The following is a 22,490-nucleotide window of genomic DNA, read 5'->3' on the forward strand; positions in this document are numbered from 1 at the left end:
CCGCCGCCCGGCTCCCGCCGCCCGGCTCCCGCCGCCCCCTCGCCTCCCGCTCCCGCCCGCGGGTCCGCCCGCCCTCCCGGCCGGCACCGTGCGTACGCTGACCGGGTGCGGTCGGGGGACGCGGCGCAGGGCGGACCGGGTCGGCGGCGGGCGAGGACCGCGGCCGTCGGGCTCGGGGGCGTGCTCGCGACCGTGCTCGCCGTGACGGCCTGCGTCCCGGCGGACGGCGCCCGCGAGGCGGTGACCGCCGCGCCGGGGCCGCCCGTGGCGGTGTCCCCGCCGGACCCGACCACGCCGGACCCGACCACGCCGGACCCGACCACGCCCGGGGCCGCGGTGCCCCCGACGGGCACGCCGGGTGCCGCGTCCGCGGGCGCGCCGGACGCGCCGCCGCCTCCGCCGCCCGTGAGCGCCCCCGACGTCCCGTGGGCCGACGTCGGCGCCGTCGAGCCGGACGCCCTGGCCGCGGGCTTCGCGGGCACGGTCGCCCCGATCACCCCGGACCTCGCCGAGCGGATGTCCGCGTCCTGGCACGACGGCTGCCCGGTGCCGCTGGCGGACCTGCGGTACGTCACGGTCACGCACCGGACGTTCGACGGCGGGGCCGCGACGGGGGAGCTGGTGGTGCACGCCGACGTCGCCGAGTCCGTCGTCGCGGTGTTCGGCGAGCTGTTCGCGCTGGGGTACCCGGTGCGCACGATGCGGCTGGTGGACGACTTCGGAGGCAGCGACGACGCGTCGATGGCGGCGGACAACACGTCGGCGTTCAACTGCCGGCCCATCAGCCGCGGCACCGGCTGGTCCGAGCACGCCTACGGCCGGGCGATCGACCTGAACCCGGTGGAGAACCCGTACGTGCGCGGCGCGCTGGTGCTGCCGCCGGAGGGCGAGCCGTTCGCGTCGCGGCCGGACGCGCCGGGTGTCGTGCACGCCGGCGACGCGGTGGTGCGGGCGTTCGCGGCGCACGGCTGGGAGTGGGGCGGGGACTGGACGTCGCCGGTGGACTACCAGCACTTCTCGACCACCGGTCGCTGACGTCCCACCCGGGACCCTCGCCCCTGGTGCGCAGCGCCGCGCGGGGGGACGCTGGAGGCACGCATCGGCAGCGGGAGGTGCCAGGTGGAGGACAGGATCGTCGTCGGGTACGACACGTCCGGTGAGTCCGCCGCGGCGGTCCGGTGGGCCGCGTCCGAGGCGGCGCGCCGCGGGTGGGCGCTCGAGGTCGTGCACGTGTGGGGCTTCGCCGGCCAGGAGGGCGGCGGGGCGGGCGACTCGTGGCTCGGCCGGCAGGTGCTGGCGCAGGTCCAGGAGGTCGCCGACGAGGGCGTGGCTCTCGCGCGGGAGGCCGCGCCGGGGCTGGACGCGCGGGGGACGGTGCTGCACGGACCGCCGGCCGCGGTGCTCGTGGAGCGGGCGGCCGGTGCCCGGGCCGTGGTGCTCGGCCGGCACGGCGCGGGCCGGTCGGCCGGTGCCCTCATCGGTTCGGTCACGTCCGGCGTGCTGCACCACGCGCTGTGCGCGGTGGTCGTGGTGCCGGACGAGGTGCGCGCCGGGATCGGGGGCGAGCCGGTGGTCGTCGGGTTCGACGCGTCGCCCGGCGGGTTCGGCGCGCTCGAGGCGGCGTGCGACGCGGCGCGCGTCCACGACGCCGAGGTGGTGGTGCTGACCGCGTGGACGCCGACGTCGGAGACCACCGCGATGTCGTACTGGGCGCTGGCCTACCCGCGGCAGTCCCCGGGCGAGGTCGCCCTGGCGGAGGCGGAGCGGGTGCTCGACCGGGCGCGGTCGTGGGCGGCGTCCCGGCACGACGTCACGGTGACGTGCGACCTGGCGGAGGGTCGCGCGGCGGACGTGCTGGTACGCCGGTCGCGGCACGCGGGCCTGGTGGTCGTGGGGACGCGCGGCCGGGGCGGGTTCACCAGCCTCGTGCTCGGCTCGACGAGCCGCTCGGTCGTGCACCGCGCGCACTGCCCGGTGCTCGTGACCCGCGGGGTGCGGGCGGTGGAGGAGGCGGCCGTGGCGCACGCGGGAGCCGTCGGCGGCGGCGCCGGGGGCTGAGCGCCGTCAGCCCCGCGGCGGGGCGGTGCTCGCGCGCACGACGAGGCGGGTGGGCACCACCACGCGGCTGTCCTCCAGCGGCGTGCGCTCGCGGATCTGCCGCAGCAGCAGCTCCATGAGCCGCTCGCCGATGAGGTGGAAGTCCTGCTGCACGGTGGTCAGCGGCGGCCACAGGTACTCGGCGAGCGGGATGTCGTCGAACCCGACCACGGAGACGTCGTCCGGCACCCGGCGGCCGCTCTCGGCGAGCGCGCGCAGCACGCCCGCGGCCATCTCGTCGTTCGCGCAGAACACGGCGGTGGCGTCCGGGTCGGCCGCGAGCCGCCGCCCGGCCTCGTAGCCGGAGCGCGCCGACCAGTCGCCGCGCAGCACGTCGGGCACGGGGCGGCCCGCGCCCACGAGGTGCTGGCGCCAGGCGGCGACGCGGACCCCCGCCGGCGCGGAGTCGTCGGGCCCGGCCACGTGGTGCACGGTGCGGTGGCCGAGGTCCAGCAGGTGCTGCACGGCCAGGTGCGTGCCGGTGACCTGGTCCGCGCCGACCGCGGGGTGGTGCCCGACGAACCGGGAGTCCGACACCACGACCGGCAGCCGCGGCGGCAGCGCGAGCGCGACGGGCGTGGCGGTCTCGGCGCGGATGATGACGAGCCCGTCGATCGACTGGTGCGACAGGCGCGCCACGGCGTCCGTGACGTCGTCGGACCCGGGGGTGCGCACGTCCACCAGGCTCACGGTGTAGCCCTCCGCGCGGGCTGCCTCGACGACGGCCTCGACGGTGCGGGACTCGCCGGTGCGGGCGAGGCGGTGCGCGATCACGCCGATCGTGCCGAACGAGCCGTAGCGCAGGGCGCGTGCGGCGTGGTTGGGGGAGTAGCCGAGCTCGTCCATCGCGGCGAGCACCCGGTCGCGCGTCGCGGGGCGGACGTTCTCGGCACCGGTGGACACCCGGGAGACGGTCTGCGACGACACCCCGGCGAGCTGGGCCACGTCGGCGATGGACGGCCCGGGGCGTCCGCGCGTGGCGGCCGGTGCTCCGGCGGAGTCGGACGTCATGGCGCCGATCATAGGCGTGATGACGTCACCATCGGGCGATCCCACGCCCACCCGTGCCGTGCGCGCTGCTGCGCGGCGGCACGGGGCGCCGTCGGGCGTCCTGGGAGCGGTCCCGCACGAACACCGGGATGGTGACGTCACCATTCTGTGACCCGCCGGGTGCCCGCATCGCGTTGACAGCCTCCCCGCTGCCGTGGCAACGTGACGTCCGCCCGCCGATGTTGACGTCAACATCCGATGACACCGGCCCGGGCGACGACCCCGAAGGAGTGGCTCGCAGTGACGCAGACCGTCCACCTGACCGCCGCCGCGGCGCCCGCCCGCGCCGCCCGGCGCCGCCCCGTCCGCCGGGGACGGTGGACCGGGTGGGGCTTCGTCGGCCCGTTCATGGCCGTGTTCGCCCTCGTGTTCCTCGCCCCGATCGCGTACTCGCTCTACCTCAGCCTGTTCCGGCAGCAGCTCGTCGGCGGCAACGCGTTCGTCGGGCTGGAGAACTACCAGCGCGCGTTCGCCGACCCGCAGTTCTGGTCGGCGTTCGGCCGGGTGTCGCTGTTCCTCGCGGTGCAGGTGCCGATCATGCTCGGCATCGCGCTGCTGGTCGCGCTCGCCATCGACTCCGGGCGGCTGTACGGCACGTCGTTCTTCCGGATCTCGATCTTCCTGCCGTACGCCGTGCCCGCGGTCGTCGCGACGCTGATGTGGGGCTTCATGTACGGCACCCGCTTCGGCCTGGTCGGCAACCTCAACGACGCGCTCGGGATCTCGCTACCGAACCCCCTGTCGCCCGACCTCGTGCTGGCGTCGATCGGCAACATCGTGACCTGGGAGTTCGTGGGCTACAACATGCTGATCTTCTACTCGGCGCTGCGCGTCGTGCCGCGGTCGCTGTACGAGGCGGCGGAGATCGACGGCGCCGGCCAGTGGCGGGTCGTCACCGCGATCAAGCTCCCCGCGATCCGCGGCGCGCTCGTCATCGCCACGATCTTCTCGATCATCGGGTCGTTCCAGCTCTTCAACGAGCCGAGCATCCTCCAGAAGCTCGCGCCCAACGCGATCACGACGCACTTCACCCCGAACCTGTACGCCTACTCGCTGTCGTTCTCCGGCCAGCAGTACAACTACTCGGCGACCGTCGCGATCATCATGGGCGTCATCACGATGGTCATCGCCTACGTCGTCCAGCTCCGCGGCATGCGGAAGGGGGCGTGACGACGATGACCACGACCGCACCGGCCACCACGCCCGCCGCCCGGCCCGCCCGGCCCGGCCGCGGCCCCCGCCTGCGCACCCCGCGGCGGCACAGCGTCGACCGGCCCCGCCGCAGCGGCCTGCTGACGGTGCTCACCGCCCTGGTGTGCCTGTACAGCCTGGTCCCGCTCGCCTGGCTGCTCATCAACGCCACCAAGTCCCAGGGCGACCTGTTCACGTCGTTCGGCCTGTGGTTCTCGGGGAGCCTCCACCTCGTCCAGAACGTCACCGACACGCTGACCTACGACGACGGCATCTTCGTGCGCTGGCTCGGCAACACCCTGCTGTACGTCGTGGCGGGTGCCGGCGGCGCGACGCTGCTCGCGGTGCTCGGCGGGTACGGCCTGGCCAAGTTCACGTTCCCCGGCAAGCGCGCGGTGTTCGCGGTCGTCATCGGCGCGGTCGCGGTGCCCGGCACGGCGCTGGCGGTCCCGACGTTCCTCATGTTCAGCCGGATGGGCCTGACCAACACCCCGTGGGCGGTCATCATCCCCTCGCTGATCTCCCCGTTCGGGCTCTACCTCATGTGGACGTTCGCGGCCGAGGCGATCCCCACCGAGCTGCTCGAGGCGGCCCGGGTGGACGGCGCGGGGGAGGCGCGGACGTTCGCGCAGATCTGCCTGCCCCTGCTCGCCCCCGGCATCGTCACGGTGCTGCTCTTCACGATGGTCGCGACCTGGAACAACTACTTCCTGCCGCTGATCATGCTCAAGGACCCCGACTGGTACCCGCTCACCGTGGGGCTCAACGCCTGGAACGCCCAGGCCGCGACGGCCGGCGGCGAGGCGATCTTCAACCTCGTCATCACCGGGTCCGTCCTGACCATCCTGCCCCTGGTCGTGGCCTTCCTGTTCCTCCAGCGGTACTGGCAGTCGGGCCTCGCGTCCGGCTCCGTCAAGGAGTGACCACCGGCGTCCCCCGATCCACCCGACCCCACCCCCCGCGGTTCCGACAACGAAGTGAGAGGACCCCTATGTCCACCCCCCGCACCCTCTGGCGCGGCGCCGCAGTCGTCGGCGCCCTGACCCTGGCCCTGACGGCCTGCTCCTCCGGGGGCTCCGGCGGCGGCTCGTCCGACGACTCCTCCGGCTCCGCCGAGAGCGGCTCGCTGCTCGTGTGGGCCTGGGACAACACGGTCGAGCCGATCGCCGAGTCCTACATGGACGAGCACCCCGACGTGACGATCGACGTGGTCAACGCCGGCACCGGCAACGACCAGTACACGGCGCTGCAGAACGCGGTGGCCGCCGGGTCCGGCATCCCCGACCTCGCGCAGGTCGAGTACTACGCCGTGCCGCAGTTCGCGATCGGCGGGGCGCTCGCCGACATCTCCGGCCTGGGCGCCTCCGACCTGGAGGGCACGTACAGCCCCGGCCCGTGGTCGGCCGTCCACCAGGGAGACGCGATCTACGGCCTGCCGATGGACTCCGGCCCGATGGCGCTGTTCTACAACACGACGGTGTTCGAGAAGTACGGCGTCGACGTCCCCACCACGTGGGACGAGTACCTCGACGCGGCGCGGGCCCTGCACGCCGCCGACCCGAGCGTGTACATCGCCAACGACACCGGCGACGCCGGCTTCACCACCTCGATGATCTGGCAGGCCGGCGGACACCCGTTCCAGGTGGACGGCACGGACGTCACGATCGACCTCGCCGACGCGGGCAGCCAGAAGTTCGCCGACCTGTGGCAGCAGCTCATCGACGAGGACCTGCTGGCGCCCATCTCGTCCTGGAGCGACGAGTGGTACCAGGGCCTGGGCAACGGCACCATCGCGTCCCTGACCATCGGGGCCTGGATGCCGGGCAACCTCGAGGCGGGCGTCGAGCAGGCCTCCGGGCAGTGGCGCGTGGCGCCGATGCCGCAGTGGGAGGCCGGCGCGAGCGCGTCCGCGGAGAACGGCGGCAGCGCCCTGTCGGTGATGGAGGCCAGCCAGAGCAAGGACCTGGCGTACGACTTCCTCACCTACCTGTCGAACGGCCCGGGCACGCAGATCCGCATCGACGCCGGCGGCTTCCCCGCCACGACGGCCGACCTGGAGTCGGACGCGTTCCTCGGCAAGGAGTCCGAGTACTTCGGCGGCCAGAAGATCAACGAGGTGCTCTCGCAGTCCGCGGCCGACGTCGTCGAGGGCTGGCAGTACCTGCCGTTCCAGGTCTACGCGAACAGCATCTTCAACGACACGGTCGGCCAGGCCTACGTCTCGGACACGACGCTGGCCGACGGCCTCGCGGCGTGGCAGGAGCAGGCCACCACGTACGGCAACGACCAGGGCTTCACCGTCCAGTGACGCCCGCGGCCGGCGGCGGGAGCTCCTCCTCCCGCCGCCGGCCACCCGCCCCGACCCGCCCCCTCGCCCCAGGAGCCCTGACCCACCATGCCGACGTTCGAGATCGGTGACCGCGACTTCCTCCTCGACGGCCGGCCGCTCCAGGTGATCTCCGGCGCGCTGCACTACTTCCGGGTGCACCCCGCGCAGTGGGCGGACCGGATCCGCAAGGCGCGGCTCATGGGGCTCAACACCGTCGAGACGTACGTCGCCTGGAACGTGCACGCCCCGCAGCGCGGGCGCTTCGACCTCGACGGGCCGCGGGACCTGGGGCGGTTCCTCGACCTCGTGGCCGCGGAGGGCCTGCACGCGATCGTGCGGCCCGGCCCGTACATCTGCGCCGAGTGGGACGGCGGCGGGCTGCCCGGCTGGCTGCTGGCCGATCCCGAGGTCCGGGTCCGGCGCCACGAGCCCCACTACCTCGCGGCGGTCGAGCAGTACTACGACCAGCTGCTCCCGCTCGTGGCGGAGCGGCAGGTCACGCGCGGCGGTCCGGTGCTCGCCGTGCAGGTCGAGAACGAGTACGGCGCCTACGGCGACGACCCGGAGTACCTGCGGGCCCTCGTGGCGATGGTGCGGGACCGCGGCATCGAGGTGCCGCTGCTCACGTGCGACCAGGCCGACGACGCGATGCAGGCCCGCGGCGGCCTGCCGGAGCTGCACCGCACCGTCACGTTCGGCTCCCGCGCCGTCGAGCGGCTGGAGCTGCTGCAGCGGCACCAGCCGACCGGCCCGCTGATGTGCATGGAGTTCTGGAACGGCTGGTTCGACTCCTGGGGCGGCCACCACCACGTCGCACCGGCGGAGACCAACGCGGGCGACCTCGACGACCTGCTGGCCGCCGGTGCCTCGGTGAACCTGTACATGTTCCACGGCGGCACGAACGCCGGCTTCACGAACGGCGCCAACGACAAGGGGACCTACGCGCCGATCACCACGTCCTACGACTACGACGCGCCGCTCGCGGAGGACGGCAGCCCGACGCCGAAGTACCACGCGATGCGCGAGGTCATCGCGCGGCACGCACCCGTCCCGGACGAGGTGCCCGCGGAGCGCGCCCCGGCGCCCGAGGCCGTGGTGGGGCTGCGGCGGCGCCTGCCGCTGGCGGCCGCGGTGCCGGTGCTCGGCGAGGCGAAGGCGTGGGACCACCTCCCGACGACCGACGAGCTCGGCCAGTGGACGGGCTTCACGCTGTACCGCACGTCCGTCACGGCGCAGGACCGGGTTCTCGTCGTCGGCGAGGTGCGGGACCGGGCCGTCGTCGCGCTCGACGGGGAGCCGGTGGGCGTGCTGAGCCGCAGCGAGGGGGCGCGCGCACTGCCGCTCCCGGCACGTGCGGGCGAGCTCACCGTGCTGCTCGAGGACCAGGGGCGCGTCGGCTACGGGCCGCGGATCGGGGAGCCGAAGGGGCTGATCGGGGGCGCGCGCACGGCCGCCCGGGAGCTCACCGCCTGGGAGACCGTCGGACTGCGCCTGGACGCCGTCGACGCCGGCCTTGCGGAGCTGCTCGCCGCGGCGCCGGAGGTGGACCCGGAGCTGCCGGTGGCCGGCCCGGCGTTCCTCGCCGGCACGGTCGACACCGTCGCGGGGGCCGACCACTTCCTGCGCCTCGACGGGTGCTCCAAGGGCCTGGTGTGGGTGAACGGCCACCTGCTGGGCCGCTACTGGTCCGCCGGGCCGACCCGCACGCTCTACGTCCCCGGGCCGCTGCTGCGGGCCGAGCGGAACGAGGTCGTGGTGCTCGAGCTGCACGCCGCGGCGGCCGCACGGGTCGCGTTCGTCGCCGGACCGGACCTGGGGCACACCGAGTCCTAGGTGCCAGCACCCAGGAGACGTCCAGGACGACCCGGCCGCCCCCTCAGAACGGCCCCGCGCCCGCCGATGACACGGACGAGCACCCGGCCCGCCCGCCGGGTCGGGCACGAGGGGGGTCGCAGTGGACGGCAGGGAGCCCGCCGACGTGGTGGCGCTCCCCGACGTCCCGGCGCAGGCCGACGCCCCGGACCCGCCCGACCCGCTCGCCTGGCGCCTGACGCAGCCGGCCGGCCGGGTCGCGCTGCTCGAGACGCTCATCGAGGCGGCCCCCGTCGGGGTCGGGCTCGTCACGCTCGACGGGCTCACGCCGCTGACCAACGCGACGCTCCGGCGGCTGCTCGGGTACTCCGACGACGAGTTCGCGAGCACGCCGTTCTCGGCGTACACGGCGCCCGAGGACGTCGAGGAGAACGACCGGCTGTTCCAGGCGATGCTCGCCGGCGCCGGCGACCAGTTCGCGATGGAGAAGCGCTTCGTCCGCAAGGACGGCAGCACGCTGTGGGTCGAGCTCACGGTCTCGCTCGTGCGCGACGCGCAGGGCCGGCCGGACTACGCGATCGGCATGACGCAGGACATCACCGAGCGCAAGCGCCTCGCGGACGAGCTGCGCGCCGCCGAGATGCACTACCGGCTGATCGTGGAGCACGTGCCCGCCGTGGTGTACATCGCGGAGCCCGGCCCGCACGGCCGGTTCGTGTACGTCAGCCCGCGGCTGGAGTGGATGCTCGGCTACTCGCCCCAGGAGTGGCTGGCCGACCCGGGCCTGTGGTGGGCGGCGATGCACCCCGAGGACCGCGAGACGGTCCGCCCCCACGAGGACCTGGTGCCGCAGGTGCGCGAGGGGGAGATGTTCCCGTCGAGCACCTACCGGCTGCGGCACCGCGACGGGTACGACGTGTGGGTGCGCGACGACGCCGTGCTGCGGCGCGACCGCGACGGCCGGCCGGTGCTGCACGGCGTGCTGCTGGACGTCACGCAGGAGAAGACGCTCGAGGAGCGCCTCGCGCACATGGTCGACCACGACGCGCTGACCGGCCTGGTGAACCGCGCGCACTTCCACCGGCTGGTCGACCAGGCGCTCGCCCACGGCCGGTCCCGGACGCCGGAGGCCCCCGGGGACGGCCCCGGGATCGCGGTCATGTACGTCGACCTCGACGACTTCAAGGCGGTGAACGACGGCTTCGGCCACGCGGTGGGCGACCGCGTTCTCGTGGCCGTCGCGGAGCGGCTGCGGGCGCTCGCGCCCGCGGGGAGCACGGTCGCGCGGCTCGGGGGCGACGAGTTCGCGCTGCTGATCGCGGGCGTCCCGGACGCCGGCGCCGCGGCCGCGGGGGTGACCGCCGCCCTCGGGGACGTCACCGTCGACGTCGCGGGGGAGACCGCGCGGGTCGGTGCCAGCGTCGGCGTCGCCGTGGCGAACCGGTGGCACACCACCGAGCTGCTCCTGCACGACGCGGACCAGGCGATGTACCAGGCGAAGCTCGCCGGCGACGGGCCGGACGGGCACGGGCACACCGGGTTCGACGGCCGCCGGGCGGCGCGCGGCTGAGCCCCGGGCGCCTCAGCCCGTGGCGCCGAGCCGGGCCAGCATGCCCAGCACCACGGCGGCGGACCGCTCGGCGGCGTCGTCCACGTGCGTGAGGAAGTCGTCCGCGCCCGCCGGGCCGCACAGGTCCGAGATCCCGCGCACCGCGAGGAACGGCACGCCGTAGACGTGCGCGACCTGCGCGAGCGCGGTCGACTCCATGTCGGTCGACAGCCCGCCGGGGAACTGCTCGCGCACCGGGCCGACCAGGGACGCGTCCACGAACGCGTCCCCGGAGAGCATCTGCCCGGTCCGCACCGTCAGGTCGCCCGCGTCGGCGCCCAGGGCGGCTCCGCGCAGCGCCGGGTCGCCCCGGTAGCCCGCCGGCATGCCCGGGACCTGCCCCAGCGCGTAGCCGAAGGCCCGGGCGTCGGCGCCGGTGTAGACGTGCTCGGTGCCGACCACCACGTCGCCGACGTGCACGCCCGCCTGCACGCCGCCGGCCGACCCGGCCGAGACGAGCGCGGGTCCGGCACCGCCGCGTGCCGCGGCGACGAGCACGAGCGCCGCCGACGCCGCCGAGGCGGCGTTCGCCAGGCCGATGCCGCCGCGGACGAGCAGCACGTCCTGCCCGGCGACGGTCAGCAGGTGGTGCTCCGCGCCCCCGACGGTGGTGGGGTCCCCGACCGCATCCGCCCGCTCGAGGAACGGGGCGGCCTCGTCCGGCATGGCGACGGCGACGACCGTCCCGACGGTCGCGAGCGAGGCGGTCACGCGGTCACCGTGCTCCACTCGGCGCGGTGCGCGAGGAACTCGCGGGCGGCCCCCTGGGCACCCTCGAGCGTGTGGTTGGCGCCCCAGCCGCACTGCACCTCGTTCGCCGCGGGGACCTCCTGCGCCGTCGTGATGTCGGCGAGCGTCTCGGCGACCAGCTCCTGCACGTCCTCGTCCGCCCACTCGCCCTGCAGGATCAGGTAGAACCCGGTCTGGCAGCCCATCGGCGAGAAGTCGATCACCCGGTCGCTGTGGTTGCGGGAGTGCTCCGCGAACAGGTGCTCCAGGGAGTGGACCACCGGCATCTCCAGGTGCGCCTTGTTCGGCTGCGCGAAGCGGATGTCGTACTTGCTGATGACGTCGCCCGCCGGCAGCGCCTTGGTGTCGGCGAGCCGGATGTACGGCGCGACGACGGTCCGGTGGTCGAGGTTGAACGACTCGACGTTCATGCGGGGCTGGTTCACGGCGGTCCTCGGGTTCGCTCGGGGGTCGGCCCGGGGCGTGCCCGGGCCGCACGGCCCATTGTGCAGCGGACGGGCGCCGGCCGGTATTCCGCGGTCAAGCCGGCCGCACCGCCCGGCGCGGCAGCGGGCGGGTGCGCCCGCCGCGCGTGCTGCGCTCCACGAGCTCGAGCAGCCGCACGACCCGGGCCCGGTGCGGTGCCCACGGCGCGAGCACCTCCAGCACCTCGTCCTGCTCGACGCGGCGACCCGCCACGGCGTCCCCGACCAGGCGGGGCAGGTGGAGGTCGCCGACGGACACCGCGTCCGCGTCGCCGAGCGCCCGCCGGGTGGTCTCCGCGACCGTCCACCCGCCGATGCCGGGCACGGTCAGCAGCCTCCGGCGCAGCTCGGCGGGCTCCAGGTCGACCGCCTCCTGCAGCCGCGGCGCCACCGCCGCCGCCCGCAGCACCGCCGACGCGCGCCGGTCGTCCACGCCGGCCCGCCGCCAGTCCCACGAGGGCACCCGCCGCCACCCCCGGGCGTCCGGCGGGACGCGCATGCCGGCGGGGGCCGGCCCGGGCGGGGTCGTGCCGTGCTGCAGCAGCAGCCGGCGCCAGGCGTCGTGCGCGTCCACGGTGACGACCCGCTGCTCCAGCACGGCGGGCACGAGGGCGCCCAGCACGTCGCCGGTGCGCGGGATGCGCAGCCCCCGCAGCCTGCGGTGAGCCGCCGCGATCGCGGCGTGGCCGGCGGGGTCGAACGACCGCACGTCGTCGCGGGCGCCCAGCAGGTCCGGGAGCCCGGCGAGGGCGTGCTGCGCCCCCGGGCCCCACGCGGACGCGTCGACGCGTCCGGGACCCGCCCGCAGCAGCAGCGTGGCGGGCCCCGCCGGCGTGCGCAGCGCGTGCCACACGGTGCCGTCCTGCCGGATCCGCAGGCTCGGGTCGGCGGGGCCGTGGCGCACCATCATGAGGGTGAGCCGCAGGTCGAGCGGGCCGTCCGGGTGGACCGTGAGCGTGGCGTCCGGGGCGGTGGACGGACCCGCGTCGGGCCCGTTGGCGGGCGCCGGGTCGGGCGAGGCCGGGTCGGCGGACGCCGGGGCGGGGGCGTCGCCGGGCGGGTGCATGCCGTCCAGCATGACGGACGCCGCCGACACCCCGGCGTGCGGGGTGGCGGCGGCGCGCGGCCGGGTCAGCGGGCGAGGAAGTCCAGCAGGACCCGGTTGACCTCGTCGGCGTGCGTCCACAGCAGGCCGTGCGGGGCGCCCTCGATCTCGACGTACTCCGCCTGGGGCACCGCCGCGTGGAACGGGCGGCCCGTCGCGTCGATCGGCAGGATGCGGTCGGCGGTGCCGTGCACGATCAGCGCCGGCACGTCGACCGCGGCCAGGTCGCCGCGGAAGTCGGTGGTCCAGGTCGGCACCGCGGCGCTCGAGGCGAACCACGACGCCCCCGACGCGACGTCCCAGGAGTGCCGCAGCGCCTCCTGCGACAGCCGCGACCCGAGGTTCTCGTCGGTGTTGTAGAAGTCGGCGTAGAACGACGTGAAGTAGGCGTACCGGTCGGCGGTGACGGCGGCGAGGATGCCGTCGAAGACCTCCTGCGGCACACCCGTCGGGTTGTCGTCCGTCTGCAGCAGGAAGGGCTCGAGCGACGCCAGGAACGCCACCTTCGCGACCCGCTCGGAGCCGTACGTGCCGAGGTACCGCCCGACCTCGCCGGTGCCCATCGAGAAGCCGACGAGGACGACGTCGTGCAGGTCCAGCGCCTCCAGCACGGCCGCGAGGTCCGCGGCGAACGTGTCGTAGTCGTAGCCGGTCGTGGGCTGGCTGGACTGCCCGAAGCCGCGGCGGTCGTAGGTGATGACGCGGTAGCCGGCGTCGAGGAGCGCCGCGGACTGCTTCTCCCACGAGTGGCCGTCGAGCGGGTACCCGTGGATCAGCACGACCGGGCGGCCGGACCCGTGGTCCTCGTAGTAGAGCTCGATCGGCGTCGTGTTCTCGGCTCCGACGGTGATGTACGGCATGGTGTGCGCCTCTCCCGGTCGTTGGAGAACGGTCGTTCTCCGCGATGTGGGCTACAGTAGAGAACGAACGTTTTCCGCGCAACCCCCGGGAGATGACGCATGGCCGGACAGCTCGTGACGGCGCCCACCGAGCACCTCGACGACGCCGAGGCCGCCCTGCGCGAGCAGGTGCTCGACGCCGCCGACCGCCTGTACTACCGGCGGGGCATCCAGGCCGTCGGCATGGACGAGCTGCGGACCGAGGCCGGCGTGCCGCTCAAGCGGCTCTACCGCCTGTTCGGCTCCAAGGACGCGATCGTGGCGGAGGTGCTGCGCCGCCGGCACGCGATGTGGGAGGAGGGGCTGACCGGTGCGGTGCTCGCCGCGTCCGGGCCCCGCGACCGCCTGCTCGCGATCTACGACTACCTCGCCGGCTGGTTCGCCGACGGGGACTTCCACGGCTGCATCTTCATCAACTCGTTCGGCGAGCTCGGCGGGTGCTCCCCAGAGGTCGCCGCCCTCGCGCGCGAGCACAAGGCGGGGTTCCAGGCCTACGTGGCCGAGCTGGTCGACGTCGCCGGCGGTCCGCCGCAGCTCGCCGCGCAGCTCGCGATCCTCGCGGAGGGCGCGCAGACCACGGCCGCCATCTCCGGCTCGCCCGACGCGGCCGTGCAGGCGCGGGCGGCGGCGCAGACGCTCATCGACGCCGCGGGGCTGCGCGAGGGCTGAGCCCGCGCGAGGGCCGGACCCGCGCCGGGGTCGGGCCTGCGTCGGGTCGGGCCGCGTCAGGGTCGGGCCCGTGTGCGGCGCGACCGGTCAGGCCGCGCGGCTGCCGCTCACGGCGTCCAGCCAGTCGAACACCGCGGCGACGTACGCGGCGAACGGCTCCGGTGCGGACAGGGACAGGTCGTGCACGCCGCCCGGAACCGTCACCAGCGTGACGTCCTCGCCGAGCCGCGGCGCCCGCGCCCAGATCTGCTCGACGTCCAGCACCGTGTCCTGCGCGTCGAGCAGCGGGTTGGTGCGCGAGTTGGGCCCCGACTCCGCCGCGGTGCACACCAGCACCGGCGCCTCGATCCGCAGGCCCCGCGCCAGCCGCGCCTGCCCCCGGCGCACGGCCCGCAGCCAGCCCGCCCGCACGGGGAAGCCCTCCGCGGGCTTCAGCCGGCGGTCGTACTCCCACCGGCCGCCGTTGTCGACGTGCAGGTGCCAGGAGTACGCCGACGGCCCGTCGGCCAGCACGCGCATCGGGTCGACCGGGCCCAGGCTGTCGAGCACCCACGTCGAGACCACGCGGTGGAACCAGCGGGCGTGCAGGTCGAACCACGGGCTGTCGAGCACCAGGGCGTCCACCGCCGCCCGCCCGGCCGGGCCGTTCGCCCACAGCGCCGCCGTCAGGCCGCCGGTGGAGTGCGCGTGCACCGTCAGCCGGTCGTGCCCCAGCACCTCGCGGACCAGGCGGGCGGCGAGGCCGAGGTCGTCGCGGTACTCCGCGAGGTCGGTCACGTAGTGCGGCACCTGGCCGGGTCGCCACGACCGGCCGCACCGGCGCAGGTCGACGGCGTAGAACGTGTGACCCCGGCGCTCCCACTCCTGTGCGAGGTGCGTCTGGAAGAAGTAGTCGTTGAACCCGTGCACGTGCAGGACGGCCGGGCCGCCGGGCTCGGCGCCCGGCGCGGGGGTGCGCCGGACGACGGTCGCCACCAGGTCCGGGTCCGACGCCGACAGGGCGAGCGTCGTCCGCTCCCAGCCCGGACCGAGCAGGTCCGGCTCCCAGGCGGTCACGCCGTGCCCCCGCCCGCCGGCGGCGCGACGGCCGGGGCCCGCGTGCCGGCGACGCGGGCAGCGGGCAGCCGCAGGGGGAGCAGGGCCGCGAGCCCGAGCGCGAGGACGAGCACGAGACCCAGGATGCCCCAGCGCTGCGACCCCGAGACCGCGACGAAGGTCGCGAACGCCAGCGGCGCCAGGAAGCTCGCCGCGCGGCCCGTCGTCGCGTAGAGCCCGAACAGCTGCGACTCCCGGCCGGGCGGGGCGAGGCGCGTCAGCAGGGAGCGGCTCGCGGACTGCGCCGGCCCGACGAACACGCACAGCAGCAGGCCGCAGGCCCAGAACGCCGCCGGCCCCGCGTCGGCCAGCAGGAACGTCGCGACGCCCGCCACCACCAGGCCGGCGAGCGCGGCCACCACCAGCGCCCGGGGGCCGACCCGGTCGTCCAGCAGGCCCGCGAGCACGGTCGACACGCCCGCCACGACGTTCGCCGCGATCGCGAACACGACGACCTCGCTCGCCGAGAACCCGAACGTGCCCGACGCGATGACCGCCCCGAACGTGAAGACGCCCGCGAGGCCGTCGCGGTAGACGGCGCTGGCCAGCAGGAACAGCACGGTGCTGCGCGACGTGCGCCACAGGTCCCGCACGTCCGCGGCCACCCGCCGGTACGCCCCGGCCACCGCGCGCCACCGGCCCCGCGGCCCGGACGGTCCGTCCGGCCGCCGCGCGGCCGCGGGCACGGGGTCGTCCGGGACCGCGACCAGCACCGGCACCGCGAACGCGGCGAACCACACCGCGGACAGCAGCACCGCCACCCGGATGTTCGCGCCGTCCGCCGGCGTCACGCCGAACCAGCCGACCTCCGGGTCGATGAACCCCACGAAGAGCACCAGCAGCAGCACGATCCCGCCGAGGTACCCCGCGCCCCAGCCGATGCCGCTCACCCGGCCCAGCGTCGCGGGAGTCGCCACGCGGGGGAGCAGCGCGTTGTAGTGCACCGACGCCAGCTCGAACGTGAGGTTCGCCGTGGCGAGCAGCGCGATGCCGAGCACCAGGTTCGCCGTCAGGGCGTCCGGGTCCGGGCGGACGAGCGCCATCGCCGCGCACAGCACCACCGTCACGGACGTCTGCACGGCCAGCCCGCGCCGCCGCCGGCCCGAGCCGTCGGCCCGCGTCCCCGCGACGGGCGCCAGCAGGGCGATCGCCGCACCGGCCGCGGTCAGCCCCCAGCCGAGCCACGTCGAGTGCTCCGCCAGCGCGGCGTCGAGGGGCGCGCCCCCGGCTGCCGCCACCTCCGGGTCGACGAACGCGTCCGACGTGAGCCACCGCGTGAAGACGAACGTCGTGATGACCGCGTTGAACGCGGCCGACCCCCAGTCCCACAGGGCCCACGCGGCGACCGTGCGGCGGCGGGCGGGTCGCGCCGCGCCCACCGGGTCCGGCGGCGCGGCGACGGGAGGCGGTGGCGGGACGGCGTCGGCGTGCACGCACCAGGGATACCGCGGTCCGGCGTCGGGCGCGTGTCGAGGGGCTGAACGCGGCGCGACGGGACGCTGTGGCGGGGCTGGGGGCTGCGGGGCTGGGCGGCGGGTGCGGGGCGGTGGCGCGGTTGCCCGTCCCCGCGGCCGGTGCCTACCGTCCGCCATGGCCTCGGACACCCGGATCGGCATCTCCGGCTGGCGGTACGCGCCCTGGCGCGGGGTGTTCTACCCCCCGGGTCTGCCGCAGCGCCGTGAGCTGGAGTTCGCCTCCCGGCACCTGCGCAGCATCGAGGTCAACGGCTCGTTCTACGCGTTGCAGCGCCCCGAGTCGTACCTCGCGTGGCGCGCGGAGGTGCCCGAGGGCTTCGTGTTCTCGGTCAAGGGCGGCCGCTTCGTGACCCACATGAAGAAGCTCGCCGACGTCGAGGTGCCGCTCGCGAACTTCTTCGCCTCCGGGGTGCTCGCGCTCGGTCCGGCGCTCGGACCGGTGCTGTGGCAGCTGCCGCCCACGCTCGGGTTCGACGCCGGCCGGCTCGCGCGGTTCTTCGACCTGCTGCCGCGCACGACAACGGCGGCCGCCGAGCTGGCCGCGCGGCACGACGAGCGCCTCGACGACCGCGCCTGGACGACCACCGACGAGGACCGCCCGCTGCGCCACGTCCTCGAGGTGCGGCACGCGTCGTTCGAGGACCCCGCCTTCCCCGCCCTGCTGCGCGAGCACGGCATCGGCCTGGTCGTCGCGGACACCGCGGGACGCTGGCCGTACCTGGAGGACGTCACGGCGGACCTCGTCTACGTCCGGCTCCACGGCGACTCCGAGCTGTACGTGTCCGGCTACGACGACCCGGCGCTCGACCGGTGGGCCGACCGGGTACGTGCCTGGAGCGCCGGGGGAGAGCCGCCGGACGCCCACCGGCTCGGGCCACCGGCCCCCGCGGCGCCCGGCGGCCGCGACGTGTTCGTCTACTTCGACAACGACACGAAGGTCCGCGCGCCCGTCGACGCGATGGCGCTGGCCCGCCGCCTCGGCGTCGACCCGCCGGACCCGAGCTGACACCGCGACGGCCCGCCCCGCCCCGCCCTGACCGCCCCTGACCGACCCGACGCGCCCCGAGTGCGCGCTCCCACCGCGCGAGAGGCCACCACCCGGGGTGCGCGTGCCCGCGGCACCCCCGGCGACTGGCCTCTCGCCGGGGCGGCTCGCGCGGCAGGGGGCAGGCGCGGATGCAGCCGGGCGGGGCGCGGACGGGCGGTGCTGTCGGGCGGGAAGGGCCGGCGGGCGGTGCTGTCGGGCGGGACGGTCCGGCGGGCGGTGCTGTCGGGCGGGACGGCCCGCTGGGTCAGCGGTCGCGGCCGCGCAGGCGGTCGAGCTCGCGGCGCTCGCGCTTGGTCGGACGGCCGGCGCCGCGCTCGCGGACGCCGGCCGCGGCCACGTGCTCCGGAGGGGGAGGCGGCGGGGTGCGGTCGACGTAGCACGCGGCGGCCGGGACGGGCCCGACGCGGCGCTCGATCACGTGGGCGACCTCGACGATCCGCTCGGGGCCGTCGCCGCGCACCCGCACCTCGTCCCCGACGCGCACCGTCGTGGCCGGCTTCGCGCGGTCCCCGTTGACGCGGACGTGCCCGGCCCGGCACGCGGCCGCGGCGAGCGCGCGGGTCTTGGTCAGCCGGACGGCCCACACCCAGCGGTCGACCCGCGTCGACGGCGGCCCCGCGGGCAGCGTGGGCCGGGCGCCCCCGCCGGCCTCGGACCCACCCGGCGTAGCTCCCGTAGGAGCCTCCGACGGCGCCGCGCGCACGGAGCCAGCCCCCGTGGGAGCCTCCGATGGTGCGCGCCGGTGGTGCCCGCCGACCGGACCCGCGCCCGAGGCCGGCACCGGACTCAGCCCTCCGCGCGCGCGGAGGCGAGGACCTCCGCGGCGTCGTGCCCGCCGGGCTGCTCGCCCCGGGCCGCCGCGTCCTCGACGAGCCGCAGCAGCGTGGCGTTGACCGGCACCGGGACCCCGTGCAGCCGTCCGAGCAGCGCGATCTCGCCGTTCAGGTACGCCGCCTCCACCGAGCCCGCGCCGCGCACGAGGCTCTGCCACGTGGACCCGCCGCGCCGGTCGACGCCGGGCAGGTCGACCAGCGTGAACCCCTCGCGGGCGCGCGCCTCCTCGGCGGCGTCCACCGGGGCGAGGCCCGCGGCGGCCAGCACCTCGCGCGCCTCGGCGACCGCGGCGTCGGCGAGCTCGCGCGCCGGCCCCCGCACCGGGCCGCAGAGCGCCTCGACGGCGTTGCCGAGGTTGCTCAGCAGCTTCGCGTACTTCCAGGCCGCGACGTCCTCGACGACGGGCGCGCGGAACCCGGCGGCCTCGAGGTCCCGGGAGACCTCCGCCAGGTCGGCGTCGGGGACGCCCGCGGGCACGGACCCCAGCGTCAGCACCCCGGTGACAGGGGAGCCGGAGGCCGACACCCGGCCCGGCTCCAAGAACGTCGCGGGCAGCCAGACGCACATGCCGGCCACGCGGGCGAACCGCCGCAGCGCGGTGCGCTCGTTGTCCACGCCGTTCTGGGCACACACCAGCAGCAGGTCCTCGCCCGCGGTGCCGCCGCCGTCGACGGGCCGACCGGCCCATCCGGCCAGCGTGGCGTCGGTGTCCTGCGACTTCACGGCGAGCACCAGCACGTCACCGCGCCGCAGCTCGACGTCCTCCGGCCGGGACGCGACGGCGGTGCGCACGGTCCGGGCGCCCGCGGGAGTCGTCAGGTGCAGTCCGCCGGACCGCAGCGCGTCGAGGTGCGCACCCCGCGCGACGAGCACGACGTCCCGGCCGGCCTCGGCCAGCAGCCCCCCGATGGTCCCGCCGACCGCGCCGGCGCCGATGATCACGTATCGCACCCGGTCACCCTGCCACACCCGTCGGCGCAGGTCGGTGGGGGCCGGGCATACGGTGGAGGTCATGACCTCCTCCTCTCTCGTCGCCGTCACCGGCGGCTACGTCGTCCCCGTCAGCTCCGAGCCCGTCGAGGGCGGCACCGTCCTGATCCGCGACGGCCGCATCGAGGCCGTCGGCGCGGACGTGGCGGTCCCCGAGGGCGCGACCGTCGTCGACGCGACCGGGCGCTGGGTGCTGCCGGGCTTCGTCGAGGCGCACGGCCACGTCGGCATCCACGAGGAGGGCGAGGGCGTCGCGGGCGACGACACCAACGAGATGACCGGACCGAACATGGCCGCGGTCCGGGCGATCGACGCGGTGAACATCGACGACGAGGGCTTCCGCGACGCGCTGGCCGGGGGCGTGACGTCCGTGGTGGTGAAGCCCGGCTCGGGCAACCCGATCGGCGGTCAGAGCGTGGCGCTGAAGTCGTGGGGCGGGCGCACCATCGACGAGCAGGTGATCTCCGCCGCGGTGAGCGTGAAGTCGGCGCTCGGCGAGAACCCGAAGCGGGTCTACGGCAACAAGAACCAGACCCCGTCGACGCGCCTGGGCACCGCGCTGGTGATCCGCGAGGCGTTCACGGCCGCGCAGCACTACCGGGCGGCGCGGGCCGCCGCCGAGGCCAAGGGCGAGCCGTTCAAGACGGACCTGGGGCTGGAGACGCTGGCCCGGGTGCTCGACGGCGAGCTGGTCTGGGACCAGCACACCCACCGCCACGACGACATCGCCACGGCGATCCGGCTGGCCGACGAGTTCGGCTACCGCCTGGTGGTCAACCACGGCACGGAGGGGCACAAGCTCGCGGACGTGCTGGCGGAGCGGGACGTGCCGGTGATCTTCGGCCCGATGTTCACGTCCCGGTCGAAGGTCGAGCTGCGGGACCGCGCCATCGCGAACCTCGCCGCGCTCGCCCGGGCGGGCGTGCGCGTCGCGATCACCACCGACCACCCCGTCGTGCCGATCAACTTCCTCGTGCACCAGGCGACGCTCGCCGTGAAGGAGGGGCTGCCGCGGCAGACCGCGCTCGAGGCGCTGACGGTGAACCCGGCCGCGTTCCTCGGGCTGGACGGCCGGGTCGGGGCGCTGGAGCCGGGGCGCGACGGCGACGTCGTCGTGTGGTCGGGCGACCCGCTCGACGTGCACGCGCGTGCGGAGCACGTCCTCATCGAGGGCCGGACGGTCTACACGTGGGACGCCGAGGCGTCGCGGGGACGGGTCGTCGAGCGGTCGGAGCGCTTCGCCGGCTGAGGCAGACCCCCGCGATCCACGGCCGACGCTCAGGGAAGGTCCAGCCCGCGTCCTGGTCCGCGGGGTGCACTCAGGGGTATCGGCGCCGCCCCGGCGCCCGCCCCGCAGGAGGTGCCCCGTGGACCACGAGACCGCGCCCCGGCCGACGCCGGATCAGCCCCACGACCCGACGACCGCAGCCGGCCCGGGCGTCGACGGCGACCGGCCGCCGGTGCCCGGCCGCTCGCGGCGCCGGAGGACGGCCGTCGCGCTGCTCGCCTCCGGGGCGGTCGCGGCCGGGCTGGTGCTGGGCGGGACCGCGTACGCGCTCGGCCTGCCGGACGCGGCGGCGGAGCCGGGCCTGGCCGCGGCGCCCTCGACCGGGGACGGCTCCGGCACCGTCCGCCCGCAGGCCGGCGCCGGCGGCTGGGGCGGGCCGTCGACGACGCTGCCCGGCGGGGGCTCCGGCGGCGCGGCCTCCGGCGCCGGGTCCGCGACCGGCACGCTCGACGCCACGACCGCCACGGACGCGCAGCAGAGCGGCGTCGTGCTGATCTCGACGGTGCTCGGGTACCAGTCGGCGGAGGCCGCCGGCACGGGTGTCGTGCTGACGTCCGACGGGCTCGTGGTCACGAACAACCACGTGGTCGAGGGCGCGACGCAGATCACGGTCACCGTCGCGTCGACGGGGGACACCTACACGGCCGAGGTCGTCGGGACCGACGCCACGGCGGACGTCGCGGTGCTCCAGCTCCAGGGCGCGTCGGGGCTCGCGACGGCGACGCTCGACGACGACGAGGCGGGCGTCGCCGTCGGGGACGCCGTCACGGCGGTCGGCAACGCCGAGGGCGGCGGCGTCCTGCTCGCGGCGGACGGCACGGTGACCGGGCTCGACGAGTCCATCACCACCCAGGCCGAGGGCGCGTCGTCGGGGGAGTCGCTGACCGGGCTGATCGAGGTCGACGCCGACGTGGTGTCGGGCGACTCCGGCGGCCCGCTGCTGGACGACGAGGGCGAGGTCGTGGGCATCACGACCGCCGCGTCGTCCGGCTCCGCGGACATCACCGGCTACGCCATCCCGATCCAGGACGTGCTCGACGTGGTGACGCAGGTCGTCGCGGGCCAGGACACCGACACGATCACGCTCGGCTACCCGGCGTTCCTCGGGGTGCAGATCGCGGCGACGGGCGGCGACCCGGCGGCCCTGGACGGCCTGCCCGGCTCGACGACCGGGTCGACCGCCGGTGGGGTCGCGGGTGCGACGGTCGCCGGCGTCATCGACGGGACCCCCGCCGCGCACGCTGGGCTGACCGCCGGGGACACCATCACGGCCGTCGACGGCGTGACGGTCGCGGACGGCGACGCGCTCAGCGAGGCGCTCGCGGCGCACGCCCCCGGCGACCAGGTCACGCTGACCTGGACCACGGCGACCGGCACGACGCAGTCCGCCACGGTCACCCTCGTCGAGGGCCCGGCCGACTGACCCCGGCCCGACTCGCCCGCTCCGCCGGGGCCACCGCTACCGAGAGTCCAGGACACGCCCACGGTCCGCAACGCAACCCGGGCGTGTCCTGGACTCTCGGCGGCTGGGCAAGCGCATGCGGGAGAGAGAGCGCGCGGGTGCGGGAGAGAGCGCGCGGGTGAGAGCGCGCGTGTGTGGGTGAGCGCGCGCAGGTGCGGGACAGCGCGCGGGCGCGGGCGCGGGGGCACGGACGCCGCGGGGCCGCCGTCCCGGTGTCCCAACCGGGGCGGCGGCGGCGCGGTCGTCCCCTCAGCGGACGTCGGTGTCGGGACCCTGGATCGCGGCCCTGCCGGCCTCGAGCCGCGCGACCGGCACCCGGAACG

The 22,490-nt window shown here is 75.9% G+C and carries 20 protein-coding genes; 11 read left to right on the plus strand and 9 right to left on the minus strand.

The genetic code is table 11. The features are described from left to right. Positions 1-105: 105 nt before the first annotated feature. Both AAHH18_RS07220 and AAHH18_RS07225 read left to right on the plus strand, forming a co-directional pair. Positions 106-1,035, plus strand: a complete 930-nt coding sequence (locus AAHH18_RS07220) for a M15 family metallopeptidase (RefSeq protein WP_343301136.1) — start codon at positions 106-108, stop codon at positions 1,033-1,035. Between the two features lie 84 nt (positions 1,036-1,119). Then, complete coding sequence (locus AAHH18_RS07225) at positions 1,120-2,058, plus strand: universal stress protein (protein WP_343301137.1); 939 nt, start codon at positions 1,120-1,122, stop codon at positions 2,056-2,058. 6 nt (positions 2,059-2,064) lie between these two features. Here the strand turns inward: AAHH18_RS07225 and AAHH18_RS07230 are convergent, their stop codons facing one another. Further along, a complete protein-coding gene (locus AAHH18_RS07230) occupies positions 2,065-3,108 on the minus strand; it encodes a LacI family DNA-binding transcriptional regulator (protein WP_343301138.1) in 1,044 nt (347 codons plus the stop codon). 279 nt (positions 3,109-3,387) lie between these two features. On the opposite strand from AAHH18_RS07230, the gene AAHH18_RS07235 reads away from it, so the two are divergent. From AAHH18_RS07235 to AAHH18_RS07255, 5 genes are all read left to right on the plus strand, one after another. After that, a complete protein-coding gene (locus AAHH18_RS07235; protein WP_459349095.1) occupies positions 3,388-4,317 on the plus strand; it encodes a carbohydrate ABC transporter permease in 930 nt (309 codons plus the stop codon). A 5-nt stretch (positions 4,318-4,322) separates the two neighbouring features. Continuing rightward, positions 4,323-5,261 carry a carbohydrate ABC transporter permease gene (locus AAHH18_RS07240; RefSeq protein ID WP_343301152.1) on the plus strand — a complete coding sequence of 313 codons (939 nt, stop codon included), beginning with the start codon at positions 4,323-4,325 and terminating at the stop codon, positions 5,259-5,261. A 68-nt stretch (positions 5,262-5,329) separates the two neighbouring features. Then, on the plus strand, positions 5,330-6,646 hold the full coding sequence (locus AAHH18_RS07245; protein WP_343301139.1) for an ABC transporter substrate-binding protein: 1,317 nt from the start codon (positions 5,330-5,332) through the stop codon (positions 6,644-6,646). A gap of 87 nt (positions 6,647-6,733) precedes the next feature. Beyond that, positions 6,734-8,500, plus strand: a complete 1,767-nt coding sequence (locus AAHH18_RS07250) for a glycoside hydrolase family 35 protein (protein WP_343301140.1) — start codon at positions 6,734-6,736, stop codon at positions 8,498-8,500. A gap of 121 nt (positions 8,501-8,621) precedes the next feature. Further along, positions 8,622-10,049 carry a PAS domain S-box protein gene (locus tag AAHH18_RS07255; protein WP_343301141.1) on the plus strand — a complete coding sequence of 476 codons (1,428 nt, stop codon included), beginning with the start codon at positions 8,622-8,624 and terminating at the stop codon, positions 10,047-10,049. Positions 10,050-10,061: 12 nt separating this feature from the next. Here AAHH18_RS07255 and mtnN read toward each other — a convergent pair whose 3' ends face one another. From mtnN to AAHH18_RS07275, 4 genes are all read right to left on the minus strand, one after another. Next, the gene (gene mtnN / locus AAHH18_RS07260) at positions 10,062-10,799 is read right to left on the minus strand and encodes a 5'-methylthioadenosine/S-adenosylhomocysteine nucleosidase (protein WP_343301142.1); all 738 of its coding nucleotides are present in this window, start codon (positions 10,797-10,799) and stop codon (positions 10,062-10,064) included. Continuing rightward, complete coding sequence (locus AAHH18_RS07265; protein WP_283322001.1) at positions 10,796-11,248, minus strand: S-ribosylhomocysteine lyase; 453 nt, start codon at positions 11,246-11,248, stop codon at positions 10,796-10,798. Before AAHH18_RS07265 ends, mtnN begins: the two co-directional genes overlap by 4 nt. A gap of 109 nt (positions 11,249-11,357) precedes the next feature. Then, positions 11,358-12,368, minus strand: a complete 1,011-nt coding sequence (locus AAHH18_RS07270) for a DNA-3-methyladenine glycosylase family protein (RefSeq protein WP_343301143.1) — start codon at positions 12,366-12,368, stop codon at positions 11,358-11,360. A 65-nt stretch (positions 12,369-12,433) separates the two neighbouring features. Then, a complete protein-coding gene (locus AAHH18_RS07275) occupies positions 12,434-13,267 on the minus strand; it encodes an alpha/beta fold hydrolase (RefSeq protein ID WP_343301144.1) in 834 nt (277 codons plus the stop codon). 99 nt (positions 13,268-13,366) lie between these two features. Between AAHH18_RS07275 and AAHH18_RS07280 the strand changes: the two genes are divergently transcribed. Then, positions 13,367-13,975 (plus strand): TetR/AcrR family transcriptional regulator, encoded by a 609-nt coding sequence (locus AAHH18_RS07280; protein WP_283319891.1) that lies wholly within the window; start codon positions 13,367-13,369, stop codon positions 13,973-13,975. A gap of 87 nt (positions 13,976-14,062) precedes the next feature. Here AAHH18_RS07280 and AAHH18_RS07285 read toward each other — a convergent pair whose 3' ends face one another. Continuing rightward, the gene (locus AAHH18_RS07285; protein WP_343301145.1) at positions 14,063-15,031 is read right to left on the minus strand and encodes an alpha/beta hydrolase; all 969 of its coding nucleotides are present in this window, start codon (positions 15,029-15,031) and stop codon (positions 14,063-14,065) included. Next, complete coding sequence (locus tag AAHH18_RS07290; protein ID WP_343301146.1) at positions 15,028-16,503, minus strand: MFS transporter; 1,476 nt, start codon at positions 16,501-16,503, stop codon at positions 15,028-15,030. The genes AAHH18_RS07285 and AAHH18_RS07290 overlap by 4 nt, the downstream gene beginning before the upstream one ends. Before the next feature lie 157 nt (positions 16,504-16,660). On the opposite strand from AAHH18_RS07290, the gene AAHH18_RS07295 reads away from it, so the two are divergent. Further along, the gene (locus AAHH18_RS07295) at positions 16,661-17,551 is read left to right on the plus strand and encodes a DUF72 domain-containing protein (protein WP_343301147.1); all 891 of its coding nucleotides are present in this window, start codon (positions 16,661-16,663) and stop codon (positions 17,549-17,551) included. Positions 17,552-17,837: 286 nt separating this feature from the next. On the opposite strand, the gene AAHH18_RS07300 is transcribed toward AAHH18_RS07295, so the two are convergent. Both AAHH18_RS07300 and AAHH18_RS07305 read right to left on the minus strand, forming a co-directional pair. Further along, positions 17,838-18,218: an RNA-binding S4 domain-containing protein gene (locus tag AAHH18_RS07300; protein WP_343301153.1), complete on the minus strand. Its 381-nt coding sequence runs from the start codon at positions 18,216-18,218 to the stop codon at positions 17,838-17,840. A 161-nt stretch (positions 18,219-18,379) separates the two neighbouring features. After that, a complete protein-coding gene (locus AAHH18_RS07305) occupies positions 18,380-19,441 on the minus strand; it encodes a ketopantoate reductase family protein (protein ID WP_343301148.1) in 1,062 nt (353 codons plus the stop codon). On the opposite strand from AAHH18_RS07305, the gene AAHH18_RS07310 reads away from it, so the two are divergent. Together AAHH18_RS07310 and AAHH18_RS07315 are read left to right on the plus strand one after the other, a co-directional pair. Continuing rightward, positions 19,440-20,666 carry an amidohydrolase gene (locus AAHH18_RS07310; RefSeq protein WP_343301149.1) on the plus strand — a complete coding sequence of 409 codons (1,227 nt, stop codon included), beginning with the start codon at positions 19,440-19,442 and terminating at the stop codon, positions 20,664-20,666. The genes AAHH18_RS07305 and AAHH18_RS07310 overlap by 2 nt on opposite strands. Before the next feature lie 118 nt (positions 20,667-20,784). Next, a complete protein-coding gene (locus AAHH18_RS07315; protein ID WP_343301150.1) occupies positions 20,785-22,128 on the plus strand; it encodes a S1C family serine protease in 1,344 nt (447 codons plus the stop codon). Positions 22,129-22,490 lie beyond the last annotated feature (362 nt).

Source organism: Cellulomonas olei (assembly GCF_039548315.1).
Taxonomy (GTDB): Bacteria; Actinomycetota; Actinomycetes; order Actinomycetales; family Cellulomonadaceae; genus Cellulomonas.